Raw genomic sequence first — 17,916 nt, 5'->3', positions numbered from 1 at the left:
TACCACAACCATTATACACGCAAAAACATCCAGAATCAATCATTTTCTTTCAAAAAAATAGAACAGTTAAATTCATGTCCTTTTTCCATATAAAGTGCTTATGATTGCCCCTTTTTACGTAAATCCTTCTTCTGAATAAAATGGTGGTTGCCCCAAATGTTGGATGGCTTCATAGCGATTTTGGACGATTTCATTCGCCATGGTTGGTAAATCAGTCAAGTTCACCCATTTTAAATCATCATGTTTATCGGTTTCCATAATTTGCGGTGTGCCTACAAATCGATCGGTCGTCAAATAAATATTATAGTAAGTCGTTTCATCGTCTAAACGTAGGTGGGTTAAACCCACAAATGCTAAATCATCTGCCTGAATATAAACGCCCAATTCTTCATATACTTCTCGAACCATGGCTTGGCGTACCGTTTCCTGTGCTTCAACATGCCCAGATATACAATCCCACTTATTCGCTAACATTTCCGTTTGCCCTCTTTGTTGTAACAGAACTTGCTTTTGCCCATCCAATTTCCGGGTTAAAATTAATATGCCCGCTGAGGGGTTGGTATATCGCATTTTTTCACTTGCCATTTCATCACACTTTCTGATTCTGCTTTCAAATTTCTTTCTTTGAGATTTCTTTCATTGTATAAGGAATTCGTTTGCTAATTTGACTAGGTAGGACCACATAATGGTCTTCATACAGCTGGTCACCAATGTAGGAATGTAAGAAAACTGCCAGCTTAACAGCATCTGCCGTTTTGTTTAATTGACCTGCTAAACCAGCAATCATCCCCGCTAGCGTATCCCCCATACCGCCAGTCGCCATGCCGGGATTACCCCCAGGATTTCGGTAAATGACCAGCTCATTTGGCACATAAATTTCTGTTGATGACCCTTTCAATATTAGGATAGCACCCGCTTGGTCTACCCAATTTTGAACCCTCGCTTGGTCATCGGCCGGGACTTTGCCTGCAGATAGCCTACGCCATTCTCCTTGATGGGGTGTCAAAATGATTTCATGTTGATTATCTGGGGAAAGTAATTCTTGAATTGTCTTGTCTTCTTCTGCTAAATCTGCCGCTAGTAGATTTAAAGCATCTGCGTCTAAGATAATCCTCAACGAGTGTTTAGAGGATGCAATTGTGGTTTTGATTAGCTGCCATAGGTCCAGGTTATCCATCCCGAATCCAGGTCCAACCAATAGCACTTCCACTTTTTCAATCATTTGCTGGATAGCTGACACATCCGTCCAATCCATGATCATGGCTTCCGGCAAAACAGTATGGATAGCGGGCAAGTTAGCTGAATCAGTTGCAATTGTGGTTAAACCTGCGCCCGAATTGACTGTAGCCATGGTCGCCATTTGGGTAGCTCCACCCATGGCATGGTTCCCTCCAATAATCAGGACATGACCAAACAGGTTCTTGTAGGCGTCCTTGTCACGAACTGGTATGAGACTTTTAATAGCCGTTAAATTCAAATCAACCTTTGATAATGTCACAACCATCACCCCTTTTCTTTCATTCTAGCACTTGTAAAAGCATATGCCTAACCCTTTACACACAAAAAGGTTGGCCATATTAGCCAACCTCTTGCTTACACATCGTGTGTAGTGTATTTGAATTATACTAAACCTTGAGAAATCATTGCATCTGCAACTTTTTTGAAACCAGCAATATTTGCACCGGCAATTAAGTTATCTTCTTTACCGTATGTGCTTGCAGCTTCTTTAGACTCGCTGAAGATATTTTTCATGATATCTTGTAACATGCCGTCAACTTCTTCAAAAGTCCAGCTTTGACGTTGGCTATTTTGTGCCATTTCTAGGGCAGAAACTGCTACACCACCGGCATTGGCAGCTTTCGCTGGTCCAATGTAAACATCATTCGCTAATAATGTTTCTGTTGCTGGTGCATCTAAAGGCATGTTAGCACCTTCAGAAATGAATTTCACGCCATTTTTAACTAATTGATCAGCTTGTGTTTTTTTCACTTCATTTTGTGTTGCTGCAGGAATTGCTAAGTCAGCTGCAATTTCGTGGTCCCAAACAGAACCTTCAAAGTAGCTTGCTGTAGATTTAGCTTCTGCATATGCAGTTAAACGCTCACGACGAACTTCTTTTACATCACGTAAAAGGGCTACGTCAATACCAGTTTCATCAATGATGTAACCTGTTGAATCTGATACTGAAATCGCTATACCGCCAAGTTCTTGAAGTTTTTCAGCAGCGTAGATAGCTACGTTACCCGCACCAGAAATAATCGCGCGTTTACCTTCAATTGTATCGTTTTTAGCTTGTAACATCTCGTTTAAGAAGTATACAGCACCGTATCCAGTTGCTTCAGTACGTGCTAATGATCCACCATATAATAATGGTTTACCAGTTAAGACACCATTTTCAAAGCCACGTAATTTTTTGTATTGGCCGAATAAAAAGCCAATCTCACGTCCACCAACACCGATATCACCGGCTGGTACATCTTTATCTGGACCGATATATTTTTGTAATTCCGTCATAAAGCTTTGGCAGAATCGCATAATCTCGTTATCTGACTTACCTTTTGGATTAAAGTCAGCCCCACCTTTACCACCACCGATTGGTTGGCCGGTAAGTGAATTCTTAAAGATTTGTTCAAAACCTAAGAATTTAAGGATACTTTGGTTTACTGTAGGATGGAAACGAAGCCCACCTTTATAAGGTCCTAGCGCTGAGTTAAATTGTACTCGGTAACCAGTATTTACTTGAGCATTTCCTTTATCATCAGTCCAAGGAACACGGAAAGAAATGATTCTTTCTGGAATCGCTAGAATTTGTAGAATGTTTTTTTCTACATATTCAGGATGCTCTTCAATTACTGGCGCAACAGAATCTAAGAATTCGTCTAAAACTTGGATGAATTCTGGTTCAGCTTCGTATTGCTTGTGCCATTTTTCTTGAGTGACCTTAATATATTCTTGTGCATTCATGTTAATTCCTACTTTCTGTTCTTAATTATTACAATATAATGAGAACAGTACTTATTATATACAAAATCACCAAAGAATAAAAGTTTTTTTGTGATAAAATGATAAACATTTTTACACGGAATTTTGAAAGTACTGTCTTTTACCTTAGATTATCTGTCATTACCCTACTCTGCTGTCTGAATATCGGCCCATCTATAGTTGATATAAGATTGACCTGGTCGGTTGATATCAGATACTTGTGGATTTTCTAAAATTGCTTGATAGGACTGATACACTGGAATCTGAACAGCATAATCATCTAAGTCAGCTTTTTCAAGATTTATCAGCGTTTCCCATCTACCACTTGGGTCAAGTGCTTGCGCCAGACTTTTAGCCACCAATTCATCCAATTCATCATATTGATAATTTCCGCGGGTAATAGAAGAATCAAACCGTCCTAAATAGTTTATTGGGTCCCCGAAATCAGCTTGCCAGAAAGTGGCACCTAAGTCATAGTCCCCATCAGATAAAGCTGCAAATCGAGCAGATAACGGCATAGTCTTTACGGTAACTTCGATACTTGGCAGGTTCTCTGTTAATTGTGATTGAATATACTCCGCAAAAATTTGACTCTCCTCGTCATCGGCCGCAACCATCTCCAACGATAAAGAATCTAAGGCAACCTGCGTTAAACCATTTTCTCAATTTTCTTGAACAGTTTCTATATCGTAATCTATAATTTCCCCCTCTGATTTCAAGTTACAAGTGACAAGCACTTTTATTTTTGGTAAAATTGGAACTTGGTTGTTTCGATATTTTTATACAACGAAGTACTAAATTTGCACTTATAAATCCTCATGAATTTTTTAAAGATTTGGAAATTCCCATACATCAACCTTTTAGCTCAAGTCCTATTGATGAAAAAAAGAATTTAAGCTAAACAACTTGACTCAGGACTATAAACCCTATATATTGTGTTCATAAAATAAATCACAACTACATGTGGCATATATAGGGGGATAATCATGGTAACTGTATACACAAAACCAAATTGCATGCAATGCAATTTCACAAAAAAATATTTAACTGAAAAAGAAATCGAATTCCAAACAATCGATGTTACAGAATCAGAAGAAGCATTAGCTAAAGTTAAAGGCATGGGCTTCCAAGCTGTGCCTGTAATCGTTGCCGAAAACGAAGAAGCTTTCTACGGTTTCCAACCAGACCGTTTAGCAAAATTAGTTTAATCAAATCAAATGAAACGACTGAAGTTTGACCTTCAGTCGTTTTTATATAAAAAGCGTCACGCCCTTTCCCTCATCAACATGATTTAGGATTTGGACTGTGGCGCTTTTTTGTTTAAATAGAATTTTCTTGATCTTGATAGTCTGATTCAGCCAAGTCGGCCATGATTTGGTATAAATCACCTGCTGTCAACTGATCTTTTTCTTCTTTACTAAAGTCTTTAATGATTTTACCGTGGTGTAAAAGGATCATCCGGTTACCATATAACAAGGCATCTTGGAGATTATGAGTAATCATTAAGGCTGTTAGGTTATGGTCTTTTACTTGGTCAGATGAAATTTCTAAAATGCGTTTAGATGTCTTTGCGTCTAAGGCTGCTGTATGTTCATCTAATAATAAAATTTCTGGTTTAGTGATAGTTGCCATCAATAAGGCAATCGCTTGTCTTTGCCCTCCGGATAATAAGCCTATTTCAGCATCCAATCGATTTTCTAAGCCTAAATGCAGTTGGCTTAATGTCTCTTGGAATTGTTTCCGATTGTCATCTTTAATAGCTAACCCTAAACCTCGTTTTTGACCTCTTTTTAAAGCTAATGATAAGTTTTCTTCAACGGTCATACGTGGTGCTGTCCCCATTGACGGATTTTGGAATACGCGGGAAACAAATTTAGCCCGGTCCTCTTCAGCAAGACGACTAATATCTTTATCGTTTAAAGTGATGGCACCTGAGTCTAACAGGAAGGTGCCAGCAATGGCGTTTAATAGGGTTGATTTTCCTGCCCCGTTACCCCCGACAATGGTAATGAAATCGCCCTTTTCCACTGTTAATGATAAGTCATCTAAGGCTGCGAAGGCATCCGGTGTTCGTTTGTTAAATACTTTTCTCGCTTGGTTAATTTCTAATAAGGTCGTCATTATTTAGCCACCTTTCTGTATTCACGGTAGTCGGCTACTTTATTTTGAATGGTTGGAATAGCCAGACATAAAGCAACGATAATTGCTGAGAATAGACGGAAATCATTCGCTTCAAAGTTCATCATTAAGACAATCGTTAATAGTAAGCGGTAAATAATTGAGCCCACTAGGATTGTAATAAAACGAACCCCTAATTTCACATTACGGAATAGGACTTCCCCAATAATAATGGAAGCTAAACCAATCACTACAGTACCAATACCCATTTGAATATCAGCATAGCCATTATCAGTAGAAACAATATAACCTGACACAGCGATCAATCCATTGGCTAGCATGTAACCAAGCATAGTCATCTCTGACGTTTCAATCCCTAGTGATTTAGCCATTTGCATATTATCACCTGTTGCAATCAAAGCTTGCCCCATTTCGGTTTTAAAGAAATAAGTTAACAGGAATATAATTGCTGCTACAATGATCAAACCAATCACAATGGTATCTACATTACGTGGCAAGGATAAACCAGCAATCGCAGTTTTTAAAGTCGTCACCGTTGATAAAGACATGTTGGCCTTACCCATGATTTTCAAGTTGATTGAGTAAATCCCTGTCATGGTAATTATACCTGCTAATAACGGATTAATTTTCAAGCGGGTTACTAAAAAACCTGTAACTGCTCCTGCAGCCATACCTGCTAAAAATGAAATCAACAATGATGTGAAAGGATCTATATTAAAGTAAAGCATTTGGGCACCAATGGCACCACCCAGTACAAACGACCCTTCAGTTGTCATATCCGGTGCATTTAAAATTCTAAAAGTGATATAAATGCCGAGACCCATTACAGCCCAGATTGTCCCTTGAGAAAAAGCACTAATTATCATGTCCATATGGTCTCCTCCTTATTCTCCAACCAATTCAGCGTATTCGTCACTGTTAACATCAATGGCAGCATCAATCAATTCTTGTGGTAGTTGAATGCCCAATTCTTCAGCTTTAGCTGTATTGATGTAGGTATCTGTTTTGTCATTATAGATAATTGGATAAGTTGCCGTATCTGCGCCCTCGATGACATCGGCTACTACTGTCGCTGTATCTAAACCGAATTGATATTGGTTGATACCAACTGTCGCTAACCCACCGTCAGCAACCATAGCGTCCACTACTGGAATAACTGGAATGCCGTTTGCATCTGTTACTTGAATTAAGGTATCCATAGCACTAGCAATTGTATTGTCATTTGGTACCCAGATAACATCCACTTGGCCAGCTAATTGTTCAGCGACTGACGCTAGATCATTTGTTGAAGTAATGGTAGATTCTACTACGTTCAACCCTCTTGATTCTGCTTCAGCCTTGGCTTCACTAACCGTTTTCGTTACATTCGATTCTGAAGAATTGTAAATAATGCCGACATCTTCTATATGTGGTAAAATTTCTTCCATTAAATCAAATTGTTCTGCAACTGGTGCCATATCTGTAACCCCTGTGACGTTAGCCCCTGGTTGTTCATCAGAGGCGATAAAACCGTTGTTAGCTGGGTCTGATACCGCAGATAAGATCACCGGACGATCGCCGTTAGCGGCATTGGCTAAAGCTTGCGCAGCTGGGGTTGCGATGCCGACTAAAATATCTGCATTTTCAGCAAGAAAAGCATTCGCAATCATGGCTAAATCAGATTGGTTTCCTTGGCCATTTTGGTAATCAATTGTGATGTTTTCACCATCTACATAGCCACGTTCAGCCATGCCATCATAGAAACCGTCTCTAATTTGGTCTAATGAAGGATGTTGGATAAATTGTAATAAACCAATGGTGATGTCTTCTTCTGTTTCCACTAATTGAGATTCATCTACCTCTTGACTGGCGGCCTCTAGTCCCTCTCGTTTTGCAATAAGGGTTGGCATTACAAGATATAATGCAAAAAGGGCAATCACTAATACCGCACCCATACTTGAAATTTTCTTCATGTCTTTCCTCCTAATTTTGACAATAAAAAACGTCCTACTCTAAACTGTAGGACGCTAGGTCCCACATAGTTGATTGGTAAATCATTACTATCATGTCTATGTGGGGGGTTATTTTGAAAGGCTCAAATTTTTCTCCACATAAATACAGTCCAGAAAACTGAAGTTGTATCTATGCGCACTCGTGCAGATACAACTAATTCATGTGGCTTTGCCAGTATTTCATTGTTTGCACAGTAGTTAACATTTGAGTGGCTCCCTTCGTCTTTGAAATCTCGTTAAACAAATATTAACAAATCATGAGAAAAATGACAAGCATAATTTCTGGGAAATAACGAATTTTGCCTAGGAAAATCTTGTCAGCCAAAATCGCATTTTTTGCCAAAATTGCCAATAACCCTTATAATGAAATGTTAGGAAGGTGGTGCTTACATGTCTTTTGACGGTATGTTTACCCATGCATTAATTAAAGAATTAAACACAACATTTGCGGGCGGACGCATTCATAAAATCCAACAGCCATACGAGATGGAATTGGTCTTAACAATCCGCGCGAATCGCAAAAACCACAAATTATTGATTTCAGCCCATCCAAGTTTTGGGCGTATCCAAGTTACAGAACAAGCTTATAATAACCCGGAAACCCCACCAAACTTTACTATGGTATTGCGTAAGTACGTTGAAGGGAACATTATTGATAGCATTGAACAGTACGATAATGACCGAATTATCCTCTTCAATTTAACTAGACGAGATGAATTAGGTGACGCCAGCCAACAACAATTAATCGTTGAAATTATGGGCCGTCATTCAAATATCTTCTTATTAGATAAGGATAAAAAAATTATTGATGCCATCAAACATGTACCCATGTATCAAAATACCTTTAGAACGATTTTACCTGGGGCGACTTACCAACTGCCGCCAAATCAAAACCAGGTTAACCCCTTTAAGGTTGGCGAAAACTTTGAATCTGACAAGTCCTTAATGACAGCTAAATTCTTACAGAGTCAACTTATGGGATTAGGCCGTGACTCAGCAATTGAATTAGCAAGTTTAATTGAAAAAGATCAACGCAAACCTTTTCAAGTGATTCAAGACTTCTGTGCAGGCTTTGAAAATCCAAATCCAACCTTAGTAGTTCAAGAGGATAAGCAACATTTCTTAGCCTTCCCTTACACGACAATTTCAGGGGAAGAAAGTCATTATGACGATTTGAGCGCACTATTAACGGCTTATTATGCAGAGAAAAGTAAGCATGACTATGTCCGTCAAGTGGGTAACGCCATTATTCAAGTCGTTGAGAAGAATCTGGCTCACCAACATAAACGGTTGGCCAATTTAAACCAGGATATGGAGAAATCATCCAAGGCCGACATTTTCCAGTTAAAAGGTGAATTATTGACAACCTTCCTCTATCAAATAGAAAAAGGCCAAACTGAAGTAACTTTAGCCAACTACTACGACAATGATCAACCAATTACCATTAGTTTAGACCCTGCCTTGACACCGTCACAAAATGCGCAGAAATACTACCATAAGTACAATAAACTACGGAATGCTATTGATCATATCGAAAAACAAAAAGTCGTTGCTGAAGCTGAGATCCAGTATTTAGAATCCATCCAAACCCAATTGAACTTCGCCGAACCAAATGAATTGGCGGATATACGGGATGAATTAATTGACCAGGGTTATCTTAAAAAACAAAAACAAGATAAGAAAAAACGGTCAAATAATGCCTCAGCTAAACCGCGTGAATATGAAACTGCGGAGGGTAACCGGATTTTAGTTGGAAGAAACAACAAACAAAACGACCAATTAACCATGCGTCAGGCCAATAAAAACCACTATTGGTTCCATACTAAGGATATTCCAGGTTCACACGTTATTTTAGAAACAAATAATCCTAGTGAAGCTGAAATCATCCAAGCAGCTGAATTAGCCGCAGCCTTTTCAAAATATAGCCAATCCAATAATGTGCCCGTTGATTACACACAAGTAAAACACGTAAAAAAACCAAACGGAAGTAAACCTGGATTCGTGAATTACTTTGAACAAAAAACGATCTTTGTCACACCAACAAAAATCGTTTAAGTGTCGATATTAAAAACTCATCACTGAATATGCAAAAAGACCGATTGGCAGATTGCTCACCCCCTAGCTCGCTCGCAAGGGTAGTCATCAAACTAGTCGGTCTTTTTTCTACATATATTTTCTAAATAATCCGTTTATAAGCGTGTTTCTTCACCTGACAGGTAAATTTTGGTAATTGATAAATTTCCCCATCACAGTTCAGAACCATCGGGCTGCCATCCTTACTGGCATAAACCACTTCATCACATAATACATTACGTAGCTCTTCCAAATCTTCATGGTTTCCAGCGAAAAACTTGTATAGGACAGTCCATATTTTATGCATAGGCATAGTTTTTACATAAACCAATTCTAGAAGGCCGTCATTCACTTGACCATCAGGGTTGATCTTGAAACCTCCACCATACATAACCCCATTGCATAATGCGGCCAGAATATATGGTCCCTCCATCAGCTTCAACTCTGCCCCATCTTTTCTGGCTGTTATGCGAATATCGAATGCCGTACCTGCTTGTAAGGCCTTTGGAACCGAAGCCATGTAGGCGAATTTTTGCAAGAATTTATGCTTTTCTTTAAAGTCATTGGCTTGAAAAACAACATTCGCATCAACGCCAACACTCAAAATATTCATAGTATACAAGTCTAATTCAGGAATATAAATAGCATCCGTTTTGCTCGTTTTACCCTTAAAAATATGGTCAATCTGGTCTTTAACCGAACGGTTGCCATATAAGCCAGTATATAAGTCATTCCCAGTACCTAAGGGCAAGATAGCAAAAGTAAGCGCAGTATCTATCATCAAATTCACGATTGAATGGACAGTTCCATCCCCACCACAGGCAACAGCTATCCCATCTCGATATTTTTCTGAAAAACGGTCAATCAAAAATTGGCTAGACGCCTTTGATGTCGAATACACTAAAAAGATATCGTCTTTATTCAATCCTGCTTTTGAAGCCCGGTCTAATACCAATGCATTTATATCGGCCTTCTTCTTTTTCCCAGCAGCTTGGTTAAAAATAAATAAGAAACCCTTATTTCCCATGTTTGACACCTCATTTATCTTATTACGTGTATGATTGTGCCCTCTATTATACCAAACACTAGGCTATCAGACGAATATTGGTCAGTATTTTCACATTCATCGAATGTACGTTTGTATTGACCGAACGTATGTGCTATACTGATTATAAATAAAACGTGAATAGTTAGAACTCATAACCCACAAAAAAGGAGTACAGCTAATGAAAGAACGTCATCTGCAAATTCTAAAATGTATCTATTCAAACATTCAAAGTCAAGGGTTCCCCCCAACAGTAAGGGAAATCTGTGAAGCCGTGAACCTATCTTCAACTTCTACAGTCCATGGCCACCTTTCTCAATTAGAAAAGCAAGGTTATCTACTTCGGAACGCGACTAAACCGCGTGCTATGGAAATCACAGACAAAGGCTTGGAGTTGCTAGGTGTATCTAGTCAAGGTATTCCAATGATTGGTACGGTAACTGCCGGTCAACCAATTACTGCCGTTGAAGAAATTGAAGATTATTTCCCTATTCCACCTACTTTGAAGAACCAATCAGATTCCCTATTTATGTTGAAAATACGTGGTGATTCAATGATTGAAGCAGGTATCTTAGATGGCGACTTCGTTATCGTTCGTCAAGAATCATCTGCCAAAAATGGTGATATTGTAATCGCCATGACAGACGAAGGTGAAGCTACCTGTAAACGATTCTTTAAAGAGGATGGGTATATTCGCTTACAACCAGAAAACCATAGCTTAGAGCCTATTATTTTACCAGACGTGCAAATTTTAGGACGCGTAATCAGTTTATTTAGAGAACATACTTATTAAATCCTTATACCATGGTGGCATCCATTATCCGATGACCATCATGGCTTTTTTGTGCCTTCAAATTAACCAGGTCGATGCCTATACGACAATCACCTATTTACATTATTGAAATATACACTACAATAATTGGAAGAGATATTCCTAATTGAAGGAGCAAAGTATATGAAGCATATATATCGTCGATGCATTTGCAGAACAATCATTTGAAGATAATTCTACTGCTGTCTGTATCTTAGATAAGTGGTTACCAGAAGACTTGATGATTAACATCACAAAGGAAAATAACCTGCCAGAAATACCCTTCGCGATTAAAGAAGCTGGCAACTACCTTTTACGTTGGTTTACCCCCGGCGGTGAAATTGTCCCTTTGTGGACATGCGACACTTGCGACAGCTTTCGTCATCATGAACTATATCGATTCAAGTTTAAACCAAGTTTCCTTTGATCCACTTAGTGGTCAATTAACAGTAACTTGTGATGGTGACCAATATGTCATGGCCTTCCCGTCTTATGAGCTGTACCTGAATTGAATATTACCGCCTAATAATGATTGCTCGACCAAAATGCTATTATTTATGCAAAAAAACATGACCAAATTTCGCCTTATAGGGATTTGGTCATGTTTTCTGTTATTTTACTACTTCATACTAGTAGTGCATCAATGAGAATACGTCAGTACCAGCGATTTTTTCTCTGGCTTTGAATTCATCTAATTCTACTAAGAAGGCTGCACCAACAACTTCGCCACCTAATTTTTCAATTAATGACACACAAGCTTCGATAGTACCGCCAGTTGCTAATAAGTCATCTGCAATTAGAACTTTATCGCCCGGTTTAATCGCATCTTTATGGATTTGTAGGGTTGATTGACCGTACTCCAAACCGTAATCGATTGATTCAATTTCACGAGGTAATTTACCTTTTTTACGTGCAGGAACGAAGCCAATATTTAATGCATAAGCAACTGGACAACCAACAATAAATCCGCGGGCTTCTGGTCCGACAACCACATCTACATCTTTCTCACGTGCAAATTCCACGATTTCATTAATTGCTTCGTGGAAGGCTGGGCCATTCCCCATCAAAGGTGTGATATCTCTAAATAAGATATCTTTCTCTGGGAAGTCCTGTACGTCTGCAATATATTGTTTAAAATCCATTATTTTCCTCCTGAATAGAAATAATCTTTAATCATTTTAACATCATTATACCGTAAAAGTCGTTCATTATTGATTTGGGTCTCCCAATCGGCCATGGTTTGAGTTGCCAATAAGTCTACCTTCTCATTTACCGGTAAAGTCACTAAATCCGTATTATGCCATTTAACCAATTCCGCTTCTTCTAGGACTTTCACCATTAAATCAAGTTTCACCTTAGAAATCTTGAAGAAGTCCGCCAGCGCCTGTTCCTTACCCGCGAGTGGAACTGTTCCGTGGCCTTGTAAGTATTTATATAATTGGCCGAACTCTTGCCGGGTTGGTTTTCCAACCATGTATGCATTAACTGCAGAATAAGCATAAACATAAATATTATCAATTGCCGCTTGGTTTACCAAGTCTTTAACAGCTGATAAGTCCTTTGGAATATCGAAAATGACCAAGCTTTCCTTACTAGCACGTGCCGATCCTTTTTCAAGTATTTGACCAATCTCACTGGTCATGATGGCCTCACTTGTAAAAGGAATTTCGTCTTTATAAGCCTTGAAAAACGGCGCATTTTCAAAGATATAAGTGGCATTTTCAATCGACATGATTTGATTGCGCTCGCGCATATTTCGCAAGTCAAAAATACTTTTACTAGACTGGCGAATATCCTTGATTTGAGCTTGCGGTGATTGGTTCCCGTTCCATGCGTTGATGGACAAGGTGACTACCACATCGATTGGCTCGTTCGCTACTAATTGTTTGGCTAAGGCGCCAGATTTAAAAGCAATCATACTTGTTTTGACATCTGCATCTGCTACTGTCAGTTTCAAAGTATTCTTGTCCTTCCCAATCAATTGGATTTGTGATAATTGGACGTCCTTTATTAAAAACAAGGGTTGTCGGTTATCGGTACCAAAGGGTTTAATTGGGTCAAGGGCTTTGATATTTTCAAGGGTGATGTCTGTAATCCCAATGATCCCATCAATTTTCAGCGGTGTTTGCTGAGTATATACCGCTTCAAATTCTGCCACTCGGTCAAGTAAAGCCGACTTCCAAGCTTCAAACTGGTCAATAGCTACGGTCATCCCAGCGGCCATTTCATGACCACCAAATTTGTCCGCATAGTCTTTACCGGCTTGTAATACTTGGAAAAGGTCAATCCCTTCTATTGAACGGCCAGACCCTTTATAGCTGCCATTTTCAGGTTTCTTGCTTAGTAGAATGGTTGGTCGGTGATATTTTTCAACCAAACGACTGGCTACTATTCCTAGCACCCCTTCATGCCAACCCTCTTGGCCCAAGATAATCATTTGCGGTAATTGACCTTCACCGTCAACTATGGCTTCCGCTTCTGTCACCATCTTATCAACGATGGCTTTACGGGCGTTATTTTCTGAGTCTAGTAACTCAACAAGTTCGCCAACTTCTTGGTCATCAAAAGAGGTTAAGAACTGCACACCAGGGTTTGGATCGCCCAAACGACCTAAGGCATTTAATCTTGGTCCGAGAATAAAACCAATCGTTTGCTCATCGATTTGGTCTGGCTGAATGCTCTCTTTTTCAAAGAACATCTGTAAGCCTAACCGCTCGGTATGCTTCATTTGGTCTAATCCAGACGCCACAATGACCCGGTTTTCGTCAGTTAGTGACACCAAGTCAGCAACGGTTCCAATAGCAGCAACATCCAGTAAATCACTTGGCGTTTCACCAAGTAAGGCTGTGGCCAATTTCAATGCGACACCTGCACCTGCTAAATCACCAAAAGGATATTGACCCTCTGGATGTCTTGGATGAACGATGGCATAGGCATCCGGCAAGCTGTCCCCGATTTCATGGTGGTCCGTGATGATCACGTCAACACCTTGGTCTTTGGCGTAAGCTACGGCTTCGTGTCCTGCTACCCCATTGTCACAAGTCAGGATTAGTTGGGTCCCTTTCTTGATGTAATAAGCATAGACATCCTTGTTTGGCCCATACCCATCATCAAACCGGTTAGGTAAGTAGAAGGATACATTGGCCCCAAGCATTTCTAGCGTTTCATACAAAATCGTCGTAGAAGTGATTCCATCTGCATCATAATCCCCGTAGATTAAAATCTCTTCATAGTCTTCAACCGCTTGATGTAGTCTTGAAACGGCCTTTTCCATATCTTTTAATAAGAATGGATCATAAAATACGGGCTCTTTAGCGATAAAAGCTTGAATCGCTTCAGCTGTTTGGTAGCCCTTATCATAAATGACCTGTACGACCATCTTTGGTAAGGATAGGTCTTCAGCTAGCTGCTGGATAAAGGTTGCAGCTGTATCATCTGCATTGCTTAAGTATTCAGGTTCTATCCATTCATAAACTGATTGCAACAAAATTTGTCCTCATTTCTAAGTTTCGTAGAAAATTAGTCTCTAAATTGGCCTTTTTCATAGGTCATATGAATCAAACGATAGGCTAAGCTTGGCGCCAATCTCATTAGACGGTTCATAATGTCATAGTAAAATGGCACGATTACCTCAAACTGGCCACGTTCAATCGCGGTTGCCATCTTGTCAGCAACAATCTCTGGTGTGGTGGCAAAAGATTGGACATTTTCAAAGTATGACCCATCTTTATCCGCGATATCAAAGAAGGCAGTGTCAACTGGACCAGGCAAGATACAAGTCACCTTAATCTTGGTTGACCACAAATCTTGTCTTAAGCCGTTGGCAAAGGCATGTACGCCTGCTTTACTAGCTGCGTATACAGCTGATTTAGGCGTTTGAATTAAGCCAGCAACTGACGCAATTAAGGTGATATTATTGGCTTCCGTATCTTGGTCTAACATCCCAGCTGCAAAGCGTTTTGAAAGGAACATGGTTAATAATAAATTAGTATGGGTCAGCTTAGCGATTTGCGAATAAGCTTGGTCACTAATTGCTGAAAAATCACCGAACCCTAAACAATGGACAAAATTTTCGATTTGTCCTTTGTCAAAGCAATATTGGGCGAATTTCTCGGCTTCGTCACTAGTCACTAAGTCGGCTGTATAAGCTAAAACTTGTCCTGCACCTAATTCCTTGGCCTGTTTCTTTGTTTCATTCAACCGTTTTTTATTTCGACCGTTGATGATGATATTTCTACCTTCGCTGGCCATCTTATAAGCAAAAGCTTGACCGATTCCTGAAGATGCACCTGTTATGACTGTGTATGTTTGAGACATTTTCATCACTCCTATAAATGTGGCTACTTATCCGAGACTGATTGAATCAAAATCTTTTACAATTTGGCTGTTGGCAAACACTTTCCTAGCATCTGCCTCTAGTTGCTGTGAGGCTTTTCCTACATATCTAGCTGAGATATGGGTTAGTAATAATTGTTTGACATTGGCTTCCTTAGCCACTTGACCAGCTTGTTTAGCGGTTGAATGGTAGTAATTACGTGCCATCCGTTCCTCGCCAGCAGCAAAGGTCGCTTCATGTACTAAAAAGTCCGCATCTTTTGCAAGTGCTACTGCATTTTTGTTATAACGGGTATCACCTAGAATGGTGACAATGTGGCCCTTTTTGTCAGGTCCAATAAAGTCACGACCATCTAACTGGGTACCATCTTCTAAGGTAATGGTCTTGCCTTGTTTTAGTTGACCTAGTAAAGGCCCATTTGGTACGCCAGCTTCTCTCGCCTTATCAATCAACAGTTCCCCTACTTGATCAGCCTCAATGACTCTAAATCCATAAGACTGAACAGCGTGGTCTAAAGTCTTATAGAGTACCTGGTATTGGTCATTTTGAAAGACCATACCTTCATCGGCTAACTCCTGAATGATTAGATCATAGCCTAAGGTCGTACGGGTAACTTGAAGAAAGTTATCAATATAGGCTTTAATGCCTTTAGGTCCATAAATGGTCACCGGAGACTCACCGCCTTGATGACTTCTTGACGATAAAAAGCCTGGCAAACCAAAGATATGGTCTCCGTGTAAATGCGTGATAAAAATTTTAGTGACTTTACGCGGTTTCAATGTGGTTTTCATAATTTGATGTTGGGTTGCTTCTCCGCAATCAAACATCCACATTTCATTACTTTCGTCTAATAGTTTTAACATGATACTTGTCACGTTACGACTTCTACTTGGAACGCCAGCACCTGTTCCCAAAAAAGTTATCTCCACTTTTTTTCGCTCATTTCTATTTTATATATTCGTAAAAAATCAAGAGCGCACATTAAATCCAAGTCTCCCTGTTCAATGTGCGCTCGTCTTTCAGTGGGTCTGAGACTAAAGCGTCGCATGCCCACCAACAATACTCATGATATCAGGTTGCAAAAGTCAGAATTTTCCGACACTTCCAAAAATGCGCCAATTACTTTACAGTAATTGTTCAACTTTTGGGAAGTGCGTCGATCCTAAACGACTTTTGTCACACCTACTATTCTTGGAATTCGAACTCGTAATCTAAGATACGGATAATATCCCCTTGCTTCGCACCACGTGCAGCCAAGGCTTTATCAACACCCATATTCTTCAACTGACGAGCAAATCGTAATGCCGACTCATCATATTCCAAGTTCGCCATCTTGAATGTTTTCTCAATTTTGTCACCGTATAAGTAGAAGGTCCCATCTGACTCACGGCCCACATAGAATGGTGGTTCTTCGTCTTCAGGAATTTCATAAACCACTGTTTCAGTAGACGCTTGTTTACCTTCTTCAGCAATGCGCGCTTCTTCTAAACGGATCAATTCAGCCGTATGGTCCATTAAAGGATCTAAACCTTCTCTAGTATAAGCTGAAATTGGGAAAATTTCTGGCAATTCTAAATCTGGATAGTTTTCTGCAAAATAGCTTGCAAGTTTTTCCTTAAATTCTTCAATATATAGTTCAGCTTCAGGAATATCCATTTTATTGGCAACGATAATCGTTGGTCTAGACATCAAATTGTCATCATAATTATCTAATTCTTTGTTGATAGCTACATAGTCGTCAAATGGGTCGCGGTTTTCAGAACCACCCATATCAATTACATGTAAAATCACCTTAGTACGCTCAACGTGGCGTAAGAATTGGAACCCTAAACCAATACCTTCAGCAGCCCCTTCGATTAACCCTGGTAAATCGGCTAATACAAAAGATTCATGCGAACGAGTATTTACCACACCTAAATTTGGTGTAATGGTCGTAAAGTGGTAATCACCAATTTTAGGTGTTGCCGCTGTGACAACCGATAATAAGGTTGACTTACCAACTGATGGGAAACCAACTAATCCAGCATCAGCAATCAATTTCAATTCTAGTTGTAGGGTAATTTCGTCACCTGGTTCACCATTTTCAGCGATTTCTGGTGCCGGGTTGTTGTGGGTCGCAAATTTCATGTTCCCACGGCCACCACGACCACCATGTGCAACGACGAGCTCTTCACCGTTCTCCACTAAATCACCAATAATTTGACCAGTGTCAAAGTTTTTGACAACAGTTCCAGGGGGTACAGCGACATACATATCCTCTGCACCACGACCGTACATACCTTTTGGCATACCATTTTCACCTGGTTTTGCCTTAAAGTGACGGTTGTAACGGAAATCCATCAAGGTTCTTAACCCTTCGTCAACTTTGAAGATGATGTCGCCTCCGCGACCGCCATCTCCTCCAGCTGGACCTCCATCTGGACGATATTTTTCTCGTAAAAAGGCAACCATACCGTCGCCACCCTTACCTGCTTTTACCCAGATCTTGGCATAATCAAAAAATGTTGACATGTGTTACCCCTCCTTTCAATTTCTTTTA

The 17,916-nt window shown here is 39.7% G+C and carries 17 protein-coding genes and 1 pseudogene; 5 read left to right on the top strand and 13 right to left on the bottom strand.

The window, feature by feature from the left end:
* Positions 1-114 precede the first annotated feature (114 nt).
* The 4 genes from AWM76_RS05300 to AWM76_RS05285 all read right to left on the bottom strand — a co-directional run bounded on the left by AWM76_RS05300 (position 115) and on the right by AWM76_RS05285 (position 3,599).
* The gene (locus tag AWM76_RS05300) at positions 115-585 is read right to left on the bottom strand and encodes an NUDIX hydrolase (RefSeq protein ID WP_003142683.1); all 471 of its coding nucleotides are present in this window, start codon (positions 583-585) and stop codon (positions 115-117) included.
* A 25-nt stretch (positions 586-610) separates the two neighbouring features.
* Positions 611-1,504, bottom strand: coding sequence for an NAD(P)H-hydrate dehydratase (locus tag AWM76_RS05295; RefSeq protein WP_003142685.1), 894 nt, complete (start codon positions 1,502-1,504; stop codon positions 611-613).
* Positions 1,505-1,620: 116 nt separating this feature from the next.
* Entirely contained in the window at positions 1,621-2,964 is a 1,344-nt protein-coding gene (gene gdhA / locus AWM76_RS05290) for an NADP-specific glutamate dehydrogenase (RefSeq protein ID WP_003142687.1), read from the bottom strand.
* Positions 2,965-3,128: 164 nt separating this feature from the next.
* Positions 3,129-3,599 (bottom strand): periplasmic substrate-binding domain-containing protein, encoded by a 471-nt coding sequence (locus tag AWM76_RS05285; protein WP_003142689.1) that lies wholly within the window; start codon positions 3,597-3,599, stop codon positions 3,129-3,131.
* 369 nt (positions 3,600-3,968) lie between these two features.
* Between AWM76_RS05285 and nrdH the strand changes: the two genes are divergently transcribed.
* A complete protein-coding gene (gene nrdH / locus AWM76_RS05280) occupies positions 3,969-4,190 on the top strand; it encodes a glutaredoxin-like protein NrdH (protein ID WP_003142690.1) in 222 nt (73 codons plus the stop codon).
* A 112-nt stretch (positions 4,191-4,302) separates the two neighbouring features.
* Here nrdH and AWM76_RS05275 read toward each other — a convergent pair whose 3' ends face one another.
* Genes AWM76_RS05275 through trpX form a run of 3 tightly spaced genes read right to left on the bottom strand, consistent with a single transcriptional unit; the run spans position 4,303 to position 7,073 of the window.
* A complete protein-coding gene (locus AWM76_RS05275) occupies positions 4,303-5,103 on the bottom strand; it encodes an ABC transporter ATP-binding protein (protein WP_003142691.1) in 801 nt (266 codons plus the stop codon).
* Positions 5,103-5,993: an ABC transporter permease gene (locus tag AWM76_RS05270; RefSeq protein ID WP_003142693.1), complete on the bottom strand. Its 891-nt coding sequence runs from the start codon at positions 5,991-5,993 to the stop codon at positions 5,103-5,105. The genes AWM76_RS05275 and AWM76_RS05270 overlap by 1 nt, the downstream gene beginning before the upstream one ends.
* A 12-nt stretch (positions 5,994-6,005) precedes the next feature.
* The gene (gene trpX / locus AWM76_RS05265; RefSeq protein WP_003142694.1) at positions 6,006-7,073 is read right to left on the bottom strand and encodes a tryptophan ABC transporter substrate-binding protein; all 1,068 of its coding nucleotides are present in this window, start codon (positions 7,071-7,073) and stop codon (positions 6,006-6,008) included.
* A gap of 429 nt (positions 7,074-7,502) precedes the next feature.
* On the opposite strand from trpX, the gene AWM76_RS05260 reads away from it, so the two are divergent.
* Positions 7,503-9,167: an NFACT RNA binding domain-containing protein gene (locus tag AWM76_RS05260; RefSeq protein WP_003142696.1), complete on the top strand. Its 1,665-nt coding sequence runs from the start codon at positions 7,503-7,505 to the stop codon at positions 9,165-9,167.
* Between the two features lie 121 nt (positions 9,168-9,288).
* On the opposite strand, the gene AWM76_RS05255 is transcribed toward AWM76_RS05260, so the two are convergent.
* On the bottom strand, positions 9,289-10,212 hold the full coding sequence (locus AWM76_RS05255) for a diacylglycerol/lipid kinase family protein (protein ID WP_003142699.1): 924 nt from the start codon (positions 10,210-10,212) through the stop codon (positions 9,289-9,291).
* A 199-nt stretch (positions 10,213-10,411) separates the two neighbouring features.
* Here AWM76_RS05255 and lexA point away from each other — a divergent pair, with 199 nt between their 5' ends.
* The 3 genes and pseudogenes from lexA to AWM76_RS10955 all read left to right on the top strand — a co-directional run bounded on the left by lexA (position 10,412) and on the right by AWM76_RS10955 (position 11,553).
* Positions 10,412-11,023 (top strand): transcriptional repressor LexA, encoded by a 612-nt coding sequence (gene lexA, locus AWM76_RS05250; protein ID WP_003142700.1) that lies wholly within the window; start codon positions 10,412-10,414, stop codon positions 11,021-11,023.
* Between the two features lie 169 nt (positions 11,024-11,192).
* Positions 11,193-11,324 (top strand): annotated as a pseudogene (locus AWM76_RS11150) (PhzF family phenazine biosynthesis protein); the annotation flags it as partial.
* 52 nt (positions 11,325-11,376) lie between these two features.
* Positions 11,377-11,553: a PhzF family phenazine biosynthesis protein gene (locus AWM76_RS10955; protein ID WP_235585531.1), complete on the top strand. Its 177-nt coding sequence runs from the start codon at positions 11,377-11,379 to the stop codon at positions 11,551-11,553.
* A 117-nt stretch (positions 11,554-11,670) separates the two neighbouring features.
* Here the strand turns inward: AWM76_RS10955 and AWM76_RS05245 are convergent, their stop codons facing one another.
* From AWM76_RS05245 to obgE, 5 genes are all read right to left on the bottom strand, one after another.
* On the bottom strand, positions 11,671-12,183 hold the full coding sequence (locus AWM76_RS05245) for an adenine phosphoribosyltransferase (RefSeq protein ID WP_003142704.1): 513 nt from the start codon (positions 12,181-12,183) through the stop codon (positions 11,671-11,673).
* Positions 12,183-14,528, bottom strand: a complete 2,346-nt coding sequence (gene recJ / locus AWM76_RS05240) for a single-stranded-DNA-specific exonuclease RecJ (RefSeq protein WP_039935702.1) — start codon at positions 14,526-14,528, stop codon at positions 12,183-12,185. Before recJ ends, AWM76_RS05245 begins: the two co-directional genes overlap by 1 nt.
* A 32-nt stretch (positions 14,529-14,560) precedes the next feature.
* Entirely contained in the window at positions 14,561-15,358 is a 798-nt protein-coding gene (locus AWM76_RS05235; protein WP_060779353.1) for an SDR family NAD(P)-dependent oxidoreductase, read from the bottom strand.
* Between the two features lie 27 nt (positions 15,359-15,385).
* Positions 15,386-16,306, bottom strand: coding sequence for a ribonuclease Z (gene rnz, locus AWM76_RS05230; RefSeq protein WP_003142710.1), 921 nt, complete (start codon positions 16,304-16,306; stop codon positions 15,386-15,388).
* A 256-nt stretch (positions 16,307-16,562) separates the two neighbouring features.
* The gene (obgE, locus tag AWM76_RS05225) at positions 16,563-17,888 is read right to left on the bottom strand and encodes a GTPase ObgE (RefSeq protein ID WP_003142711.1); all 1,326 of its coding nucleotides are present in this window, start codon (positions 17,886-17,888) and stop codon (positions 16,563-16,565) included.
* Between the last annotated feature and the right edge of the window lie 28 nt (positions 17,889-17,916).

The sequence above is a fragment of the Aerococcus viridans genome, from assembly GCF_001543285.1.
Taxonomy (GTDB): domain Bacteria; phylum Bacillota; class Bacilli; order Lactobacillales; family Aerococcaceae; genus Aerococcus; species Aerococcus viridans.
Note: the sequence above shows the minus strand (reverse complement) of the source record. Positions and strands in the feature narration are given on the sequence as shown.